The sequence below is a fragment of the Streptomyces sp. NBC_00207 genome, from assembly GCF_045160965.1.
GTDB lineage: Bacteria > Actinomycetota > Actinomycetes > Streptomycetales > Streptomycetaceae > Streptomyces.
Map to the genome: position 1 here is coordinate 8757113 of NZ_CP130715.1, position 20363 is coordinate 8777475.

Genomic DNA, 20363 nt, shown 5'->3' on the forward strand with positions numbered 1-20363 from the left:
TCGGCGGCTTCGTCGACGACGAAGGTCAGGGGGAGGCTGCTCACCGTGTTCTCCGTATCGGTGGGGCGGGCATGAGAAGCTTCCGATCCATCCGGTGACGGAGGCGACGGCGCCGGGGATAGTGGGGGCGACTCCGGTATTTGGCGAGGATGAAGCCGAACAGCATGACGGCGATACCCGACATGATCCGCTGGTAGCCGGTGCGCAGCAGGCCCAAGACGATCAGAGCGGCAATCACGACGAGGGACATGTATGCGAGGGCGGGCTCCTTCGCTGATGGGTCTCTATGGGCGGCCCAAGGGGTGGTGATGGCACCACGCCAACACCTATCGGGCGTTGCCTAGGACCGACGCTGGTTGCTGTGTATAGGGGCGTGACGCAGCCATACTCGGAGCGGGGCCAGAGAGGGCGGTACCGGATGAGCAGCACGGTGGTTCCATTGGTGATCGCGTTCTTGGGGATCGTCGGCACGCTCGCATCAGGACTCATGACGCAGCGGCTGGCCGAGAAGACCAAACTCAAGGAGTTGGACCGTAGCGAGAGACAACGCGCCGAAGAGCGTCAGTACGAGTCAAAGCGTGTGACGGAGGAGGTTGTTCGGGCCTGTTACGTCATGCTGAACACCGCTTCCCTGGACTATCACTCTGAACTGAACAACTTTTGGTACGCGCTCAAGGCCGACGCCGTCACGGATGACCTGAGGTCGCGTCTAGACGATGCGCGGCGCGAGCACCGAGCGCGGTTCTCCGAGGCGCAGATGCGGGTCCCGGATGACGTGCTCGCCAGCGCCGACGGTGTCCACCGCAGGCTCAGCCGGATATACGGGGTCCTCAAGCGCCTCGACGGCGGGTTCCCGCCGCGCCGGGAGGGCGAGTCCCTGGAGCAGGCACACACTCAGATCGTGGAGCTCTGGGACGAACTCAGCGAGATGCGGCGTGTCATGCGACAGAGCATCGGCGTTCCCCCGGACTCGGCCTAGTTCCCCCAAGGCGGTCACAGGACCTCGTGCGCGTCGATGGGGCCGTCATGTCCTCGAGTACAGCCTTCGCCGACGACGAAGGTCACGGCGACGTTGCTCATCGTGTTCTCCGAGGGCGGGCGGGGGCGTGAGAAGCTTCCGATCCATCCGGTGATGGAGGAGACAGCGCCGGTGATGGTGGGGCGATGCCTGTGTTGGCGAGGAAGAAGCCACACAGCATGACGGCGATGCCCGGCATGATCCGCTGGTAGCCGGTGCGCACGAGGATGACGACGAGTCCGGGCGGGGGCTCATGGGACATGGCCCGGCACCCGGCTCAGGTTCCGGGGAGGATACGGCGCGTTTCGTAGGCCCACATCGCGATCTCGACCCGGTTGCGGGCGCCGAGTTTGGCCATCAGGCTGGCCAGATGCGTCTTCACCGTGCTGAGGCTGATGTGCAGTGCATCGGCGATCTCGGTGTTGGTCAGCCCGCGGGCGACGGCGAGGAGCACCTGCTCCTCGCGGGCGGTGACGGGGGAGACCGGCTGGGCCACGGGCCGGCCGGCGGGCAGGTCCGCGAATGCCTGGAGCAGACGGACGGTGACGCTGGGCGCGATGAGCGCCTCACCGCCGGACGCCGACCGGACGGCCTGGGCCAGAAGGTCCGGTCCCGTGTCCTTGAGGAGGAATCCGCGGGCGCCGGCACGCAGCGCGCCGTAGACGTACTCGTCGAGGTCGAACGTGGTGATGACGACCACGGCCAGCGGGTCGGCGACGCCCGGGCCGGCGACCAGCCGGGTGGCCTCGAGCCCGTCGAGTACGGGCATGCGGATGTCGAACAGACAGACGTCGGGGCGCAGTTCGCGGGCCAGACGTACCGCCTCCCGCCCGTCGGCGGCCTCGCCGACCACCTCGATGCCGGGCTGGGCGTTCAGCATGATCCGCAACCCGGTGCGGATGATCGTCTGGTCGTCAGCGACGAGGACGCGAATGGACACCGCTCTCGCTCCTCGCTCTCGGCAGTTCGGCGTCGACATGCCAGCCCCGGTCGGTACCAGGGCCGGCTCGTAGTGTGCCGCCGATCAGCGTCGCGCGCTCGCGCAATCCGGTAAGTCCGTATCCGTCGCGACCCCGGCCGGTGCGCCGGCCGTTGTCGCGCACGCTCACCCGTACCGTGTGCCGTTCGGCGGCGACCCGGACGACGACCTCGGTCGCGTCGACCGCATGGCGCATCGCGTTGGTCACCGACTCCTGCACGATCCGGTAGACGGCCGCGTCCACGGCCGGGGGCAGCGCGTCCAGCTCGCCGTCGAGCCCCAGGTCGACCCTGAGGCGACCACCCGGGGTGCGCACCAGGCGCTCCAGATCCGCGACGCCGGCAGGCGGCGCGAGCTCGGCGCCGACCCCGCGGTCGCGCAGCGCGGCGACCATGGCGCGCATTTCCTCCAGCGTGCGCGCCCCTTCCTCCTCGACCCCCTCCAGCGCCTCGACGGCGGCGGACGGGTCGGTGCCCGCGAGCACCCGGCCTGCCTGAGCGATGATCACCATGGCCGACACGTGGTGGGCCACCGTGTCGTGCAGTTCCCGGGCGAGCTGCTCGCGCTCGCGGGAGCGCACCTGGTCCAACTGCCGCTCGCGAGCGGTCACACGGAATCGCACGGCAGCCCCGACCACGCCGGGCAGCAGCCCGAAGAGGAAGCCCACGACCTGTTCGACGACCGGGGTCTCGTCCGTGAAGGCACACAGCGCGCACGCCGCGACGATCACCGCACCGCCCAGCACGATCTCCCGTCCCGATCCCCACCGGGGCAGCGCGTACACCAGCACGAGCACGACCGCGCCGGTGTACAGGCCGACGGGCTCGCGCGGTGCGGCGACGAGCGAAGCCACCTGAAGCAGGATCACCGAGCCGAACGCCAGCGTGGCCATCGCCAACGGGCGGGTCCGGCGCCACAGGGGCAGCAGGCACAGCCATACGGCGAACACCACTGCCACCGGCCGCCACACGACGTTCTCGCGCAGGGTGGCCTCCAGCGCCACACCGGCAAGGCCCGCGGCGAGCAGCGCCCAGTCCCGCCGCACCCGGGCGGGCGCGTCGGGCGGCCGGGGTTCGGTCCACAGGGTTCGCAGGTCGTCTCGGAGCACGGTTCTCAGCTTAGGGACCGCGGCGTGCCGCGCATCGGCCGAAAGGACGGGTCGTCACTCGGCCCCGGGGCCGACGGATCCGCGGCCCGCGGGCCGATGCCGCGGAGCGCCGTGGCGGCGAGCCTCGGCATCGGCGGCCGTACAAGGACGGCCGACGAGGTGGTTGGAGGACCCGATGCTCTCGAAAGCCCTGTTGCGCCTGGGCGCAAGCGCAGCCCGCCATCCCTGGCGGGTGATCGCGGCATGGCTGATCGCCGCCACGCTCGCCGTCCTCGCCGCGATCGCCTTCGGCGGGCGGAATGCGGATTCGATGACCGCTCCGGGACTGGACTCCCAGCGGGCCGCGGAACTGATCGAGCGGGCCGGCACCGGCCAGGAGGGGATGACCGCCCAAGTGGTCGTCACCCCCCTCGACGGCGCTGCGACGTTCTTCGACGACGACGGCGCGCGCACCGCTCTCACGCGGCTGCAGACCGAGGTGAAGCGGCTGCCGCACGTGCTCGGCACGAGCGACCCGGCGGGGGCACTCGAGGCAGGCGGGGACACCGCCGTGCGCGGCGGCCTCGTCTCGGCCGACGGGCGGATCGCGGTCGTCCGGGTGCAGTACCCCGACCAGAGCCGGCTGTCGGCCGAAGACCTCGACGCCCTCGTCGATCTCGGCGACCGGCTGCGCGCCGAAATGCCCCTGCGCATCGAGATGGGCGGGGACCTCTTCTACGCCTTCTCCGACCCCGACGGCGGCGCGAGCGAGTTGATCGGCCTCCTCGCCGCGGCCGCGATCCTGTTCCTGGCGTTCGGTTCGCTCGTCGCCGCCGCGCTGCCGATCGGCATGGCGGTCTTCGGACTGACCGTCGGGGTCGCCACGATGACGGTACTGGCGGGGGTCACGGACGTCCCCACCTTCGCACCGGTCCTGGGCAGCATGGTCGGGCTCGGAGTGGGCATCGACTACGCGCTGTTCGTGCTCGCCAGGCACCGGGAATACCTCGCGCGCGGGCTCGATCCGCACGAGGCGGCCGGACGAGCGGTGGCCACGGCGGGGCGGCCGGTGGTCTTCGCCGGCGGAACCGTCGTCGTGTCGATCCTCGGCCTGGCGGTCGCGAACGTACCGTTCATGACGGTGGGCGGGCTCGCCGTCTCGATCGTCGTTCTGACCATGGTGGTCGCGTCGGTGACGCTGCTGCCGGCCTTCCTCGGCGCGGCGGGCCCGCGCCTGGCCCGGGCCGGCCGGATCGGCCGGGCTCTGCAGACCGGGAAGCTGGGCCGACTCGCACGGCGGCGGGACACGGTGACGGGCGCCGCTCCCGCCGCCGGTTGGCGGCGCTGGATCGGGCACGTCAGCCGGCACCCGGTGCTGTACGCGGTCGGCGCGGCGGCGCTGCTGCTGACGGCGACGCTGCCCGTGCTCGGCCTGCGCGTCGGCCTGCCCGACGACGGCTCACTGCCCCACAGCCGTACCGAGCGCCGGGCCTACGACCTCGTCGCCGAGGGGTTCGGCCCGGGCACCAACGGTCCCCTCGTCATCGCCGCGGACCCCGCCGGTGATCCGGGAGTGCTGGACCGACTCGTCGGGGCGGTCGTGGCGGATCCGGGCATCGCATCCGTCGCGCCGACGCGCATCGACGGGGCCACCGGCATCGCGACCCTCGTGGTGTTCCCGACCACGAGCCCTCAGGACAAGGCCACGGCCGACACCCTCTCCCGGCTGCGCACCGAGGTGCTGCCCGCGGCGATCGGGCACGGCCCGGCCAGCGCGCACGTAGGAGGCGCCGCCGCGAGCCTGTCCGACGTGGGCCGACGCACCAGCGAACGCCTGCCGGTGTTCGTCGCCGCCGTGCTGGCGATGTCGTTCCTGCTGCTGATGCTGGTCTTCCGTTCGGTCGTCGTACCGCTCAAGGCGGTGCTGCTGAACCTGCTGAGCATCGGCGCGGCCTACGGGGTCATGGTCGCGGTCTTCCAGTGGGGCTGGGGCGGTGCGCTCATCGGGCTGGAGGCGACGGTTCCGATCGTGTCGTTCATCCCGATGTTCCTCTTCGCCATCCTGTTCGGCCTGTCGATGGACTACGAGGTGTTCCTTCTCTCGCGCGTGCGCGAGGAGTACGTGCGCACCGGCGACAACGGCACGGCGATCGTGGAGGGCGTCTCGGGCACCGCCCGGATCATCACGTCGGCCGCCCTCATCATGGTGGCGGTCTTCCTGTCCTTCGCCGTCGCCGACGACCCCTCCAGCAAGATGTTCGGGCTCGGCCTGGCCACCGCGATCTTCATCGACGCCACGGTCGTACGCATGGTGCTGGTACCGGCGACCATGACACTCCTCGGCCGGGCCAACTGGTGGCTGCCGAAGTGGCTGGACCGGATGCTTCCCCGCGGCCCGGTCGGCACCGACGACACCGACGCGGAATCCACGGGTGAGGCCCCGCGTCCACGGCTGGCTGACTGTTGACGCAACTCCTGCCCGCCCTTCCAGCACCTGACGGTGATCACGCCACCGCCCGCGGGTTCGGCCCGCTGGCGGCGACAACGGCGCGATCACCGCCCACGCGGCATCAGACAACTCGGCTTCCCTTACGACCCGGACCGACGATCCGATGATCGGAAAGACACTCCCTAGTACTGCAACGGTGTTTGCCGTGACGGTTGGGCAGGTCCGTCGTTGTTCAGGTCATGGGTGGGGAACTTGCAGATGCCCGGTTGTGGGCTGGTGAACTGAAGGCTTTGCATGAGCGGTTCCTGCATCGTTTCTCCAGGTCGGAGCCACGGGAGTCGGCTCTTGCCTATATGCGAGGACTGATAGCTCCGCTGGAGCGGAAGAACGGCTGGACGCTTGCCGAGGAGGCCGGGCATGGGGGTCCGGACCGGATCCATCGGTTGCTGAACCGGATCGACTGGGACGCCGATGAGGTCCTGGCCGACGTGCGGGACTACGTCGTCGAGCACCTCGGAGACCCGGAAGCGGTGCTGATCGTTGACGACACCGGATTCCTCAAGAAGGGTGTCCGCTCCGCCGGGGTCCAACGCCAGTACTCCGGAACCGCCGACCGGACAGAGAACGCCCAGATCGGAGTGTTCCTCGCCTATGCCGGCGGCCGGGGCCGCACGTTGATCGACCGCCGCCTGTATCTGCCCACCTCATGGACGGAAGACCGGGAACGGTGCCGGGCTGCCGGCATTGAGGACACGGTCGCCTTCGAGACGAAGGTGGTGATGGCCAAGGCCATGGTCCACCGGGCGATCACAGGCCGGATTCCGTTCCGGTGGGTGACCGCGGATGCCGCTTACGGCTTCTCCAAAAGCTGGCGGTCCGAGCTCGAGCGGGCAGATGTCTTCCATGTCATGGCCACCACCCGGCACGACACCGTCGTCACCCGCTGGGCGATCGACCACCCCGTCCACGACCTCTTCCCCGGGCTGCCAAGGCAGAAATGGAAACGCCGTTCCTGCGGGAACGGGGCCCATGGTCCGCGGGTCTACGACTGGGCGAGGGTCGAGGTGAGGCCCTGGCACCGCGAAGACCGCCGACACTGGGTGATCGCCCGCCGCAGTGTCCGCCGGCCCGAAGAGATCTCCTACTACATCACCTACTGCCCTGCCGAGACCACACTGGATGAGCTGATCCACGTCGCGGGAAGCCGGTGGGCGGTCGAGGAATGCTTCCAGACTGCGAAGCAGGAGTGCGGCCTGGACGACTACCAGGTCCGCCGCTACGACGGCTGGCACCGCCACATGACCCTGGCCATGGCCGCCCACGTCTGCCTCACCGTCCTGCGGGCCTGCGAACTCGAGACGGGCAAAGCAGAAACGGATCCTCCCAGCTCATACCCCTGAGCCTGCCTGAACTCCGACGCCTGATCAGCCGGCTCACCCGGCCCCGCCCGACCATCGACCACGTCCTGCACTGGTCACACTGGCGACGCAGACGACAACACCAAGCCCGCGTCAGCCACTACAGACGACGCGGCCACACACCACCAGAAACTGCCCAACCGTCACAGCAAGCACCGTTGCAGTACTAGAGCGTGTCCAGCTCCGTCAGGAACGCCACGACCATGGTCCACACGCCGATTCCGAGCAGCCACCACCATTCGAAGGCGGCGCCCGCCGCGATCATGACGGTCGCGCCGAGTGCGAGGGCGATGACCCTGAACCGCATGCGGCGGTCCGGCGTGGGGGTCATTGGTCTGGCATGCCTTTCGGATTCCGCCTCGGCACCTCGAAAGCGGCGGTCTGCGGCTGAGGCGGTCAGCCCCCGACGTGGATGCCGGGGCGGAGCGCGGGGTCGGGTTCGTGGCTGCGGATGATCTCGCGGGTGACTGGAGCGGTGTCACCCCGCCCCAGGAGGAAGTAGCGGACCATGTGGACGAGCGGGCTGCCCTCGGCCCAGGCGAAGTAGCAGTGCGGCTGGACGCCGGTGGCGTCCCGCAGAGCCAGCAGGATGGCGGCGATGGCGTTCGGTGCGGCAGGCGCGGCCGCGCGCAGGATCCGGTGGCCGTCGACCTCGGCTCCGTGGACGGTGAGTGTGTCGCTGAAGTCCGAGGGGTCGACCACGTCGATCTCGAGGAAGATGACGTCTGCGCGGCCGGGGACCGGGTTGACGCCGCGCTGTTCGCGTTCCTTGTCGCTGTACTCGGCGACGTCGCCGGCCTGCCGGCGGTTGGCGATGAGGTTGATCGCGTTGTCGTGGGCGAGGGTGTCGTTGATGAACCGGCGGGCGTCGCTGTCGAAGACGATGCGGTCGGCGCGCAGCTCGGTGGTGCGGGAGACGCGGGAGATCAGCGACACGATGATGATTCCGGCGATGAAGAAGGCGGAGATGACGATGCCGTCGGGCTTGTCGATGATGTTGGCGATCAGGGCGTAGAGCAGGACGGCGGTGAGCAGGGCGAAGCCGACGGTCGCGGCTCGGCGGCGGTGGCGCGCGACGGAGACGGTGACGGCGAAGGAGCCGGAGACCATCATGGCGAGGATGCCGGTGGCGTACGCGCCGGCCTGTTCGTCGACGTCGGCGTTGAAGGCGATCGTGATGAGGATGCACAGGAGCGTGTAGACGATCACGACCGGCCGGACGGCGCGTCCCCACTCGGGGGCCATGCCGTAGTCGGGCAGGTAGCGGGGGACGATGTTGACCAGTCCCGCCATGGCGGAGGCTCCGGCGAACCACAGGATCAGGATGGTGCTGATGTCGTAGACGGTGCCGAACACCTCTCCGACCTGCTCGTGGGCCAGCCACGCCAGGGCACGGCCGTTCGCTGCGCCTCCCGGTTCGAACAACTCGTGCGGGATGAGGAGGGTGGTCACGAAACTCGCGGACAGCAGGTAGACGCTCATGATGAGCGCGGCGGTGGTCAGCAGCCTTCGGGTGTTGCGGATCCGCGAGCGCAGCCGCTGCTCGGCATCGGCGCCCTCGGCGGCGACGAGCGGCATCATGCTCACGCCGGTTTCGAAGCCCGACAGGCCCAGCACCAGCAGAGGGAAGGCGAGCAGCGCCGGGCCCAGGAGGTCGCCGAAGCCGCCTCCGCCAGCCGCGAGGGCGTCGGTCCATGCCGACCAGGCCCCGGGGGTGGTGAACACGTGGACCAGCCCGACGCCGATGACGATCGCGTTCAGTGCGAGGAAGACCGCGACGAGGGGGATGGCCACGCTGACCGCCTCGCTGAACCCCAGCAGGAACACCCCGCCGAGTACGAGCAGCAGTACCACCGTCAGGGCGACCTCGTGGCCGTGCAGGGCCGTGGGGAAGAAGGGGTTCTCCACGACGTGCACGGATGCGTCAGCGGTGGACAGGGTGATCGTGATGATCCACGAGGTGGCCACGAAGCCGAGCAGGACCAGCACGAACAGCTTGCCCCACCAGAACGGCAGCAGGTCTTCCAGCATCGCCACCGACCCGGCGCCGTGCGGGCTTTCCTTCGCCACCCGCCGGTACATGGGCAGCATCCCCAGCAGGGTCAACGCCACGATCAGCAGCGTCGCCAGCGGCGAGACCGCCCCTGCGGCAAGAGCGGCGATCGCGGGCACGTAGGCCAGGCTGGAGAAGTAGTCGACACCGGTCAGGCACATCACCTTCCACCACGTGTGCGGCTTGGCATGGCCCTCATCGGCCGCCGGCCCCACCGGCTGCACCTGGTGCCGCAGCATCCACCGCCCCAGCCCGCCCGACGGCTGGGGCCGAAGGGCAGGGCTGTCCACCACCTCGGGCATACCCGCGTGATCCGCGTTCCTCATATCCCCCATCAACCTTTCCGGCCTGCTCGCAACACGGCCACCAGCGCGGGGGCCTCACGACGATCATCGAGTATGGGCCCGCCGCCGACGCGGCCCCGCACCGGACGGACCAGGCCCCTCACCCGCCCTGCCCTTGTGCCCAGCGGACCACCCCCCACCCCGGTCGTACTCTCCGCCCTGAACAGGCCGCGTTGTAACGGGAAAAGACCCGATCAGCGCGATGCCGTGGCCCCCGTGCCCTGCCGACCCGGAGGCGACCACAGCGCCTCGTGCGGCGTCCTGAGCCGCGAAATCCATACGGATCCCTAACGGCGCCCCAGGGCGTGCAGAACTCCTTCCCGCAGCCTCCCGCCCCGTGGTCCGACCGGAACGCCATCCGTCGGCCCCGTCCCGCCCGCCGGATCGGCTTGGCCCATCTCGTCAGCCCTGGAGGCCGAAGCGGTCGAACCCTTCGCTATTCCGCCTTGCTAAGTACCGGTACTCAGCGTTACGGTATACCGGTACTCAATGACGCCAACTAGCGCGGGGAGGAGGGGTTTCATGTCCAAGCTGCTGACCGAGATGCTCAAGGGCACGCTGGAGGGCATCATCCTCGCGTCTCTGGCCGGCCAGCCCGCCTACGGCTACGAGATCACCGCGCGGCTGCGGGAGCAGGGCTTCCCGGACATCGCCGAAGGAACCGTCTACGCGCTGCTCATCCGGATGGAAAGGCGCGGTCTCGTCGACGTGGAGAAGGTCCCGTCGGAGAAGGGGCCGCCGCGCAAGGTGCTCTCCCTGAACGCTCAGGGGCGGGAGTACCTCGAAGAGTTCTGGAGGACCTGGAGCTTCCTCTCGGAACGACTGGACCAGCTCCGCGAAGGGGGCGAATAGCCATGTCCGAAGCAGACAAGACCAGCGGCATCCTCGCGAAGGTGATCGGGCCGAAGAAGCGCTGGCGGGCCTACAAGGCGCGCGTGAAGGAGCTCCCCGGGAACTACCGCACGGCGGTCGAGGCGATCGAGCGGTACCTGATGCACTTCGTACCGACCGATGGTGACAGCAACGCCTCGATGTTCGACGACCTCGCCGACCTGTTCGAGCAGGCCGTGGCGGACGACACGCCCATCCGCGACATCGTCGGGGACGATCCGGTGGAGTTCGCCGACACGTTCGCCCAGAACTACTCCGACGGCGGCTACGTCCCCGCCCGCGCCCGCAAGCAGCTGACCGAGGACATCGACCGCGCCGCCGGCGACGCGACCGGGACGGCCTGAGCCCGCCTCAGCACCTCGCCCGACAGGGGCGAACCACCACTTCCCTCACCTGTGCACCACGCGGCCGGCCGGGCCACACCCCGGCCGGCCGTCTGCTGCCGCATGCCCGCGGCACCGCCAGGACCGACCGCCTGCGTACGAGGAGACCCGTCATGGCACACCGCACCAACGGCCTGTCCGAAGCAGGGCTGCGCCGCCTGCGCGAGGTACTGCAGGCGCATGTCGAGTCCAAGAAGATCCCCGGCCTCGTCGCCCTGGTCGGGCGCGGCGAGGAGACCCACGTCGAGGCCATCGGGACGATGCGCCACGACGGCGGCATGCCGATGAGCCGGGACACCATCTTCCGGATGGCCTCGACGACCAAACCGGTCGCCGCCGCCGCGACCATGGTCCTGCTGGACGAATGCCGACTTCGGCTCGACGACCCGATAGACCGGTGGCTGCCGGAACTTGCCGACCGGCAGGTCCTCCGGCGGCCGGACAGCCCCCTGGACGACACCGTGCGGGCATGCCGCCCGATCACCGTGCGCGACCTGCTCACCTCCACCTGCGGGCTCGGGCTGGACACCACGGCGATGGGTTCCCCGATGATGAGCGCCTACTTCGAGCGGAAGGTCTACGGCGAGAACGGATGGATGCTGCCGGCAGTCGAACCGGACGAATGGATGCGCCGCCTCGGCACGCTCCCGCTGATGCACCAGCCCGGAGAGCGGTGGCTGTACAACGTCAGCGACGACGTGCTCGGGGTGCTGGTGGCCAGGGTCACCGGCCAGACGTTCGAGGCGTTCCTGCGCGAGCGCATCTTCGATCCACTGGGCATGAAGGACACCGGCTTCCACGTACCCGCCGACAAGATCGACCGCCTGCCGCCCCTGTACGCCCCCGACCCGCAGACCGGCGAGTTCACCGTGGAGGACCCCGCCGCAGGGGGACACCACAGCAAACCTCCGGCATTCCAGTCCGGCGGCGGCGGACTCGACTCGACCGTCGACGACTACCACGCCTACTTCCGGATGCTGCTCAACCACGGGATGCACGGCACTGAACGGGTCCTGTCCCGCCCCGCCGTCGAGCTGATGACCACCAACCGCCTCACCCCCGACCAGACAGCCGCCCTCCAGACCTGGGCGCGCAGCGTCGTCCACCTGTCACACGGCCAGGGGCAGACCGGCGGCTGGGGCTTCGGGATGACGGTGCGCACCTACCGCGGCGACTACGCACCCATCGGCCAGTTCGGCTGGGACGGCGGAGCCGGCACCACCACTTATGCCGACCCGCACAACCAGCTCGTCGGCATCCTCCTCACCCAGACCGGCATGTCCACCCCGGACTCGGCGCACGCCATGCAGGACTTCTGGACCACCCTCTACCAGGCCATCGACGACTGACCGAGCTTCCTCGATTCGAATGACGCTCCCCGCCAGCTGGCGGCTTCGCTGACGACGCCGAACGTCAGGCCCTGCTCGGGGTCGCGGAGGACTGCCCGAACACCACCGTCGTCTACGAGAGCGCGTCCTGACCCACCACACGGACCACCGGACCACAGAAGGAGGAGCCTGACGCGCCGCAATCCGTGCCGACTACGTCGAAGCCCCGGACCCTCCGGTCCGGGGCTTCGCGTTCCTCGCTCGCGCCTGCCGGCTCATTTCCGCTGGCAGCTCACCGTCGACCATGACGAGCAGGACCGGCTGTCCGACATCGCTGCCGGCTGCGGCGGGGACGCCGTCGCCTACCCCGCCCCGTAGCGCTTTCTCGCCTGGAGGGCCAGACGGCGTACCCCGCTCGCTGTGGTGGTGGCGGCGTCCTAGCGTGGAGTGGGCCCGGGACCGTGGCCTCGGCCGGGGCCTCCTGCCCGGCAGTCCGGTACGGATGCCGAGTCGGCGGGCAGGGCTCTGTGGTCGTTGCAGGCCGCACAGCAGCACACATCACCGGTGCTCGTGCCGCTGGTGGGACGGAGAAGGATGGCGCAGTCGTCGTGGAGTGAGTACCGGCCCGGGCAGCGGTTCCCGGGGGTGATCGGGCGGACGACCGATGAGTCGAGTCCGGCGTGGCCCCAGCCGGTGCGGGCGGTGGCGGGTGCGCCGAACGTGTTGTTCATCGTGTTCGACGACACCGGGTTCGGACAGTTCGGCTGCTACGGCAGTCCGATCGAGACGCCGAATCTGGACGCGCTCGCCGCGGGCGGGCTGCTGTACAGCAACATGCACACCACCGCACTGTGCTCGCCGTCGCGCTCCTGCATCATCACGGGCCGCAACCACCACGCCAACGGCATGGCCGCGATCACGGAGCTGGCCACCGGCTACCCGGGCTACAACGGGCAGATCCCGTTCGAGAACGGGTTCCTGTCGGAGATGCTGCTGCAGCACGGCTACAACACGTACATGGTCGGCAAGTGGCACCTGATGCCCTCGGAGCAGGAGTCGGCGGCCGGGCCGTACGACCGCTGGCCGCTGGGGCGGGGTTTCGAGCGGTTCTACGGGTTCCTCGGCGGCGATACGAGCCAGTGGTACCCGGACCTGGTCTACGACAACCACCAGGTCGAGCCGCCGGCCACGCCGCAGGAGGGCTACCACCTGACGGAGGACCTGGTGGAGCGGGCGATGTCGTTCATCGCCGACGCCAAGCAGGTCGCCCCGGACAAGCCGTTCTTCCTGAACCTGTGCCCCGGTGCGACGCATGCCCCGCACCATGTGCCCAAGGAGTGGGCCGACCGCTACCGGGGGCGGTTCGACGACGGCTGGGACGCCTACCGCGAGCAGACCTTCGCCCGGCAGAAGCAGCTCGGCGTGGTGCCCGCCGACGCCCGTCTGTCCCCGCGCGATCCGGACGTGCCCGCGTGGGAGTCGCTGTCCCCGGAGGCGAGGAGACTGGCCGCACGGATGATGGAGGTCTACGCCGGGTTCCTCTCCCACACCGACCACCACATCGGGCGGCTGGTGGACTTCCTGAAGGAGACCGGCGAGTTCGACAACACGCTGATCATGGTGGTCTCCGACAACGGCGCGAGCGCCGAGGGCGGGGTGACCGGAACCACCAACGAAGTGCAGTTCTTCAACAACGCGCCCGAGACGCTGGAGGAGAGCCTGACGCAGATCGACGAGCTCGGCGGCCCCACCACGTTCAACCACTACCCGTGGGGATGGACGTGGGCGGGCAACACGCCGTTCCGGCGGTGGAAGCGGGAGACCTACCGCGGCGGCACCAGCGACCCCTTCCTCGTCCACTGGCCCGACGGCATCCGGGCCCGCGGCGAGATCCGCGACCAGTTCGCGCACATCATCGACATGGTGCCCACCGTGCTGGACGTGCTCGGCATCGAGGCGCCCGCCACCATCCGGGGTGTCACCCAGTCGCCCCTGCACGGGGTCAGCTTCGCGCACACCTTCGACGACGCCGGCGCGGTGAGCCGCCACCGCACCCAGTACTACGAGATGCTCGGACATCGGGCGATCGACCACGACGGATGGCGGGCGGTCTGTCCCTGGCCCGGCCCCTCCTTCGCCGAGGCCGAGCGGCCGTTCGGCACTCCGATCACGATGGCGGACCTCGACGACCTCGACGCCCACCACTGGGAGCTCTACCACGTCGACGAGGACATCGCCGAAACCCGGAACCTCGCCCAGGAGCACCGCGGCAAACTCATCGAGATGATCGCGCTGTGGTACGTGGAGGCAGGCAAGCACAACGTGATGCCGATCGACGGCAGCGTCCTGCAGCGCATCATGACCGAGCGCCCGCAGATCACCGAGAACCGCACCAGCTACACCTTCCGCTCCGGCACCCAGGCCATGCCCGCCGCAGTCGCCCCACGGGTCCTCAACCGCCCCCACAGCGTCACCGCCGACGTCGAGATCCCGCCCGGCGGTGCGCAGGGTGTCCTGCTCTGCCAGGGCACCAACGCCGGCGGCTGGTCCCTCTACGTCAAGGACGGCCACCTCCACTACGCCCACAACTACGTCCAACGGGCCCTGCACCACGTCGTCTCCAACGAAACCGTCCCCGAGGGGCGGCACGCGCTGCGCTTCGAGTTCGAGCCCACCGGCGCCCCCGACATCGCCCACGGCAAGGGCGCACCCGGCCTCGCCCAGCTCTACATCGACGGCCGCCTCGTCGGCGAGACCGAGATGCCGGTCACCACCCCGATCACGTTCAACCCGGGTGGCATGGCCTGCGGCGCCAACCCCGGATCTGCCGTCACCCCCGACTACCAGGCGCCGTTCCCCTTCACCGGCACCCTCCACAGCGTCACCGTCGACCTGTCCGGCGACCTCATCGTCGACGCCGAGAGCGAGATGCGCATGCACATGGCCCGCCAGTGACCCACGGGTGGCCTACGGAGTTGCGGACCAACCCCGCGGTGGGCAACACAGGCGCGAGAAGAGGCGATCCACCGGGGTCAGCAGGCCCAACGTAGGCACTCGTGTCCGGCGGTGGACCAGGCCGAGCGCGAGGCGCTGCTGTCGTACGCGGCCGGCTGCCCGAACGCGAACCTTGCTTTCGAGCGGGCCAGCTGACACAGCCCAGGCGGGAAACGGCGGCGGCGGTCACCAGCGCGGTGACCGCCGCCGCGTGTTCCTGGAGGCGTACGCCTGCTCCGGGGTGGACGTGAGCGTCAATTGTTGTATTTGACCCTGTCGGGGTGTCGTGTGTTCGATACCGGGATGCGGGTCTGTGCAGCCAGTGGGCGTCGCGGAAGTGGGCCCGGTGCGGCGTGAGGCGGCGGGCCTGAAACGGGGTCAGGCGCAGTCCTCGCAGCGCCCCCGTGTCCTTGTCGAGGGCCGGAACGCTCCCGCCCGAGCCGGACCACGGGGCGGGTGGAAGATATGGCGATCTTCATTCTATTGCGGCATCCGAATTGCTCTTGATCATTTCCGAGTTCTTCCGTGCTTATGATTCCCGCGCCATGAGAGAGAACCAGAATTGCCGAACGTTATGTGATTCGGCCGATGTCGTCGTCCTCGGAGCGGGCCCCGCGGGCCTGCTGCTCGGGAACCTTCTGCTCGCCGCCGGGATCGACTGCGTCGTCCTCGAACGCGCCGCCCGCTCCCACGTCCAGACCCGGGCCCGGGCAGGCTTCCTCGCCCCGAACACCGTACGGATCCTGGATCGCCACGGTCTCGCCGACGGACTGCACCGCGACGGACGCACCCACGGCACGTGCGAGTTCCGCACCAGGGACGGCCGCTTCCGCCTCGACTACAGCGCCCTCGGCCGTGGCGAGCAGCACACCGTTTACCCGCAGCAGAACCTGGTGACCGACCTCCTGACGTGCTACCTCGACGCCGGCGGCCGCATCCGCTTTCGCACCGAGGCGGTCGCCGTCCACGACGCCGACGGCCCCCGGCCCTACGTCACCACCCGCGAGCCGGACGGACGCCCCACCCGGTGGGACGCCCGGTACGTCGCCGGCTGCGACGGCCGGCACGGGGCGGCCCGCCGGTCGCTCCCGCCCGACGCGGTGCGCCACCACCACGACTACGGCGTGAGCTGGCTCGGTCTGCTCGCCGAAGCTCCGCCCAGCCTCGACGCCGTCGGCTACGCCGTCCACGATCGCGGTTTCGCCGGCCACATGGCCCGCAGCCCGCAGGTCACGCGCTACTACCTCCAGTGCCGGCGCGGCGCCTCCGCCGAAGCCTGGTCCGAGGAGCGGATCTGGGACGAGCTCGACGTACGCATGCGCGCCACGGAGCACGGCCCGCTGCACAGGGGGCCGATCATCGAGCGCGGCGTCGTCGACTTGGCCTGTGACGTCGTCGAACCGTTGCGCCACGGCTCGCTCCTGCTGGCCGGCGACGCGGCGAGCCTGGCCGCCCCGGCAGCCGCGAAGGGCGCGAACCTCGCCATCCTGGAGGCGGAGATCCTGGCCGGAGCCCTGGCCGAGGTCCTCGCCGGAGGGGACAGCGCTGCCCTCGACCGCTACTCAGCGCAGTGCCTGGCGCACATCTGGCGCGCGCAGGAGTTCACTCAGTGGATGACCGGGCTGCTGCACGCGACCCCCGGCCAGGACCAGTCAGGCGGATCGTTCTTCCACGCCTCCCTGCGGCGCGCCCGCCTCGACTCCCTGCGCACGTCCCGCGCACACCAGGACTGGTTCGCCGAGAACTACGTCGGCGTGTGACCACAGCCTCACCCAGCCCCAACCGCTTCTGCCGATCAGTCGATCAGCCGACCCCGTTTCTGCCGACCCCACCCCAGCCCACCACGCTCCAGTACCGGCCCTAGGACACCTGCGCGATGACCACGACCCTCCCCGACGAATCGATCCTCCCCGCCGGAGCGGCACTTCCCGGCGAAACGATGTTCCTCGACGACACGGCCCGCCTGCGCGCGGCAGCCGCGTTCGTACGGGAACACGACAGTGCCACCCTGCTGCCCCTCCTGCTGCCCGGCCTGCGCGGCCCGGAACTCGAGTCGGTGGCCGCGCGTTGCCGGTTCGCCCACGTCGGTCTGCTGCTCTTCCCCTCCGACGCGCAGGACCTGCGCAGCCGGCTCGTCGAGTGCGGCCTCGCCGCCGACACCCCGGCACAGCCCAGCGTCGTCGTGCGGGCACGGCTCGCCCGGCGCCACCACCGCGACGAGGCCGAGCTCGATGTCCGGATCCTGCGCCCCCGCGTTCACGGCCCGGCCGGGGAGCGCCGCGTGGTGGAGGTGTTCACCCTGCCGGTGCCCGCGCACTCGGACCTGGAACCGATCGCCGCGCTCGAACGCGCCCGCGGCCACGAGGCCCATCTGGCCTTCGAGCTGGAGCACCCGGACCCCCTGGTGCTGCACGGACTGTGCGCGGTACTCGCCAGGCACGGCGCCCGCCCCGACGGCGGCGGGTACAACCCGCACGAGGACGGCACCGTCCTGTACTTCACCACCCCCTCGGACGCGGAGTGCGGCTACCGGCGGCTCGAGCTCTACGCGCCCGGCGACCACCGCGACGCCCTCGCCGCCCACCTCAACGGCCTCGACGAGCACCCGGACACAGACACGCACCGGTCCGCTGAAACGCTCCTCCACCTCCTCACGGGAGCGTGGACCACCCAGGCCCTCGCCGCTTTCGCACGCCTGCGCCTGCCCGAAGCCATGGAACCCAGCGCCGCCGTAGGCACCCGGGAACTCGCCCGGCGCACCGGGACCCACCCCGACAGCCTCGCCACGCTCCTGCGCTACCTCGCGATGCTCGACGTCGTGACCGAGGACCCCGAGGGGCAGAACGGCTTCCGACTCACCCCGCTCGGCGGCCTGCTGCTCGCGGACTCCCCGGACACGATGCGCCCACTGGCGCTGATGTACGCGGGCCCCTTCTACCGATCCTTCGCCGAGCTCGACCACACCGTACGGACCGGAAAGCCGGCCTTTGACGAGCTCTTCGGCGAGAACCACTTCGACCACTTCGCCCGCGACCCCGAACTCGCGGACCTCTTCGACCGTTCAATGGCGGCGAGTTCACGCATGTTCCGGCCACTCCCCGCCCACCCGGTGATCACCGCCGCGGCCCAGGCTCCCGCCCCCCGGACCGTCGTCGACGTGGCCGGCGGGAACGGGGAACTCCTCGGCCGCATCCTGACCGCACATCCGAGTCTGCGCGGCACGCTCCTGGAGCGCCCGCACGCCGTCGAGACCGCCCGCCGCTCGCTGGACGCCGCGGGGTGCGGCACCCGCTGCGACTACCGGAGCGGAGACTTCGCGGACGTGCCCCACGGCGGCGACGTCTACATCCTCTCCCGCGTGCTCCACGACTGGGACGACGACAAGTGCCGGGAAATCCTGCGCCACTGTGCCTGCGCGATGCCGGCCCACGCCGACCTGCTGATCGTCGAACGCCTTCTGCCCGCCGACGGTTCCCCCTCACTGGCCACGGCCTGGGACCTCCACATGATGTGCAATGTCGGAGGCCGCGAACGCCGTGCCGATCAGTACGCCCGACTGCTCGCCGACGCCGGACTGGAACTGCTGGACCGCACCCCCCTGCCCCTGGAGGCCCACGTCCTGCACGCCCGAAAGGCACATCCCCGGCCGGCCGGGTGACCGCACGAAATGGCCGGCTGGTTACCAGGCCCGGTCTGGTCAACGATGACCCGTACGGTGGGGGATGGCTGATTGGACCAGCCTCACCGATCCGAGTCCCGATGGCCTGCTGAGCGCGGGTGTACTGCGGCCAGCGGCGGAGCGGCCAACGGCACGGTCCGTCAGGCGCGGGCGGGGCTGGAAGAGCGTCCCGCTCTTCACCGGTCAGGGAAGCAGTCCGTGCGCGTGGTGTCGGCCAGGATGCGTGTCCGGAAGGTTTGGTGGGTGTTCGCCTGAGAGGATCGTTCGGCTGGAGTCGGGGGATCCGCTGTGAAGTGAGGGCCCTTGCGGCTCCGCCCCGTATGCCCCCAGCCGGCACCTCCCCCCCCCCCGCTGGCCGGGGCAGGCCCCGGCCAGCCCACCCCCCCCGGCTGGTCGGGGCCCTTTTCGACGGAGGGGAGGGACTGCCTGGCTGCCGTTCTCCCCGGTTCTTCACCGGAGCCGGGGTCGGAGCAGGGCGCCAGCGATGCGAAACGTCCATGTTTCAGCATCGCTGATCAGGGTTGGCGTTCTGCGAGGTGCCGCTGGAGGCCGATGTGGCGGAATTGGTATACCGCTCCCACTTGCCTCAGCACGCCCCGCCGCACGTGGGCGTCGGCTAGGAAGCTCATGAAGTGCCAGGGCACACGCCCCAGTACCGCCAGTCCAGTCCGCGTCACCAGGTACTCCATCCACACTGACCGAGCGAGTCCGAGCATGAGGCCGATCGGGTAGCCAAACCCGAGCGTGACCGCAATGACGGGCTGCTTCATACCGACGAGGTACCTGGCGGTGTGGAGGGGTGGCCGGGCCGACCGGCGGGGTGTGCGCCCTACGCCCCGCCGCGCCCGGATCAGGGCGTTGCCCGGCGCAAGGACAGGGCGAAGGCGCAGCTGGTGACGGTGAGGATGGCGATCGGCGGTATGGGCAGGAGCAGGACGGATATCGCCAGGCCCACCAGTGAGGCGACGAGGGGGATCCATCCGAAGGCGGTGCGCCGTTCGACCAGTGCCGGGGCGTGCCGGACGGCGGTGAGGGCGAGGAGCCCGCACGCGATGACGAACAGGGCCATGACGAGGCTCATGCCCTGGACGATGTCGAGGGTGCTGCGTTCCAGACCGAGCAGGCTCATGCTCGACTCCCGCATGGCTGCCGAGGAGGCTTGCTGCTGGGGGGTGGGGTCGCCCAGCGCCGTCGCGGACGCAAGGGCGAGGTGGCCCGTGCCCAGCAGGAGGAAGCCGCCGGCCCCGACTCTGAAGGGTCGCAGGGATTTGGGCTGGGGCTTGCGCTCGAGGACGGGTGTGACGGTTGCGCTCACCGTGGCTCCTTGAAGTCGGACGAGGCCGCCCTCTACATCGGTAGAGGATGTGCTCGCACTCTACACATGTAGAGGCCCATCGGTGGGGGTGGCTGCAGCTCGCAATCTGGGTTCAAACCGTGCACTGCTGATTCCGGCGGTCGTTGTCAGGGACGAGCTGGATGTGTCCGGGACGCTTCCCCCGGGGTGGTGCCCGGGTGCCCTGCGCCTCCAGGCGGACCGGAAGCGGTCGCTGCACCTGCTGAAGGCGACGAGGCAGCCGACGACGGGACCGGCCGGCCGGGGGAGTGGTCGGAGTTCGAGCGGATCGTCGTCCACGGGGTGGCCGGACTCCCGGGCCGCGAGTACCCGCCGCCGGGCCACGGCTACCCGAGCTCGTGAACCACGACCGAATCCGCTCGCCACGCAGAGGTCTGCGCGTTCAC

The 20363-nt window shown here is 70.0% G+C and carries 16 protein-coding genes; 10 read left to right on the forward strand and 6 right to left on the reverse strand.

Annotated elements, in window-relative coordinates; all coding sequences use genetic code 11:
- Positions 1–40 precede the first annotated feature (40 nt).
- The gene (locus tag OG472_RS40465; protein ID WP_401613697.1) at positions 41–250 is read right to left on the reverse strand and encodes a hypothetical protein; all 210 of its coding nucleotides are present in this window, start codon (positions 248–250) and stop codon (positions 41–43) included.
- Between the two features lie 192 nt (positions 251–442).
- Here OG472_RS40465 and OG472_RS40470 point away from each other — a divergent pair, with 192 nt between their 5' ends.
- Positions 443–979: a hypothetical protein gene (locus OG472_RS40470; protein WP_405942910.1), complete on the forward strand. Its 537-nt coding sequence runs from the start codon at positions 443–445 to the stop codon at positions 977–979.
- Positions 980–1295: 316 nt separating this feature from the next.
- On the opposite strand, the gene OG472_RS40475 is transcribed toward OG472_RS40470, so the two are convergent.
- Together OG472_RS40475 and OG472_RS40480 are read right to left on the reverse strand one after the other, a co-directional pair.
- Complete coding sequence (locus OG472_RS40475; RefSeq protein WP_030832911.1) at positions 1296–1958, reverse strand: response regulator transcription factor; 663 nt, start codon at positions 1956–1958, stop codon at positions 1296–1298.
- Complete coding sequence (locus tag OG472_RS40480) at positions 1933–3105, reverse strand: sensor histidine kinase (protein WP_401613693.1); 1173 nt, start codon at positions 3103–3105, stop codon at positions 1933–1935. Before OG472_RS40480 ends, OG472_RS40475 begins: the two co-directional genes overlap by 26 nt.
- A gap of 175 nt (positions 3106–3280) precedes the next feature.
- Between OG472_RS40480 and OG472_RS40485 the strand changes: the two genes are divergently transcribed.
- Together OG472_RS40485 and OG472_RS40490 are read left to right on the forward strand one after the other, a co-directional pair.
- Positions 3281–5551, forward strand: coding sequence for an MMPL family transporter (locus OG472_RS40485; RefSeq protein WP_405942911.1), 2271 nt, complete (start codon positions 3281–3283; stop codon positions 5549–5551).
- A 221-nt stretch (positions 5552–5772) separates the two neighbouring features.
- Positions 5773–6933 carry an IS701 family transposase gene (locus tag OG472_RS40490; RefSeq protein WP_405943246.1) on the forward strand — a complete coding sequence of 387 codons (1161 nt, stop codon included), beginning with the start codon at positions 5773–5775 and terminating at the stop codon, positions 6931–6933.
- 184 nt (positions 6934–7117) lie between these two features.
- Here OG472_RS40490 and OG472_RS40495 read toward each other — a convergent pair whose 3' ends face one another.
- Together OG472_RS40495 and OG472_RS40500 are read right to left on the reverse strand one after the other, a co-directional pair.
- Positions 7118–7282, reverse strand: coding sequence for a hypothetical protein (locus OG472_RS40495; RefSeq protein ID WP_405942912.1), 165 nt, complete (start codon positions 7280–7282; stop codon positions 7118–7120).
- Between the two features lie 65 nt (positions 7283–7347).
- Positions 7348–9330: an amino acid transporter gene (locus OG472_RS40500; protein ID WP_405942913.1), complete on the reverse strand. Its 1983-nt coding sequence runs from the start codon at positions 9328–9330 to the stop codon at positions 7348–7350.
- 540 nt (positions 9331–9870) lie between these two features.
- Between OG472_RS40500 and OG472_RS40505 the strand changes: the two genes are divergently transcribed.
- The 7 genes from OG472_RS40505 to OG472_RS40535 all read left to right on the forward strand — a co-directional run bounded on the left by OG472_RS40505 (position 9871) and on the right by OG472_RS40535 (position 18715).
- A complete protein-coding gene (locus OG472_RS40505) occupies positions 9871–10200 on the forward strand; it encodes a PadR family transcriptional regulator (protein WP_401613685.1) in 330 nt (109 codons plus the stop codon).
- A 2-nt stretch (positions 10201–10202) separates the two neighbouring features.
- Positions 10203–10583: a DUF1048 domain-containing protein gene (locus OG472_RS40510; protein WP_401613683.1), complete on the forward strand. Its 381-nt coding sequence runs from the start codon at positions 10203–10205 to the stop codon at positions 10581–10583.
- A gap of 152 nt (positions 10584–10735) precedes the next feature.
- The gene (locus OG472_RS40515) at positions 10736–11971 is read left to right on the forward strand and encodes a serine hydrolase domain-containing protein (RefSeq protein WP_405942914.1); all 1236 of its coding nucleotides are present in this window, start codon (positions 10736–10738) and stop codon (positions 11969–11971) included.
- Between the two features lie 699 nt (positions 11972–12670).
- The gene (locus OG472_RS40520) at positions 12671–14905 is read left to right on the forward strand and encodes an arylsulfatase (RefSeq protein WP_405942915.1); all 2235 of its coding nucleotides are present in this window, start codon (positions 12671–12673) and stop codon (positions 14903–14905) included.
- 584 nt (positions 14906–15489) lie between these two features.
- Positions 15490–16704, forward strand: coding sequence for a 4-hydroxybenzoate 3-monooxygenase (locus tag OG472_RS40525; RefSeq protein WP_405834225.1), 1215 nt, complete (start codon positions 15490–15492; stop codon positions 16702–16704).
- 116 nt (positions 16705–16820) lie between these two features.
- The gene (locus OG472_RS40530; RefSeq protein WP_405942916.1) at positions 16821–18602 is read left to right on the forward strand and encodes a methyltransferase; all 1782 of its coding nucleotides are present in this window, start codon (positions 16821–16823) and stop codon (positions 18600–18602) included.
- Positions 18599–18715 carry a hypothetical protein gene (locus OG472_RS40535; RefSeq protein ID WP_405942917.1) on the forward strand — a complete coding sequence of 39 codons (117 nt, stop codon included), beginning with the start codon at positions 18599–18601 and terminating at the stop codon, positions 18713–18715. The genes OG472_RS40530 and OG472_RS40535 overlap by 4 nt, the downstream gene beginning before the upstream one ends.
- 758 nt (positions 18716–19473) lie before the next feature.
- Here OG472_RS40535 and OG472_RS40540 read toward each other — a convergent pair.
- Complete coding sequence (locus OG472_RS40540) at positions 19474–19938, reverse strand: LIC_13387 family protein (protein WP_401613674.1); 465 nt, start codon at positions 19936–19938, stop codon at positions 19474–19476.
- Positions 19939–20363: the final 425 nt, after the last annotated feature.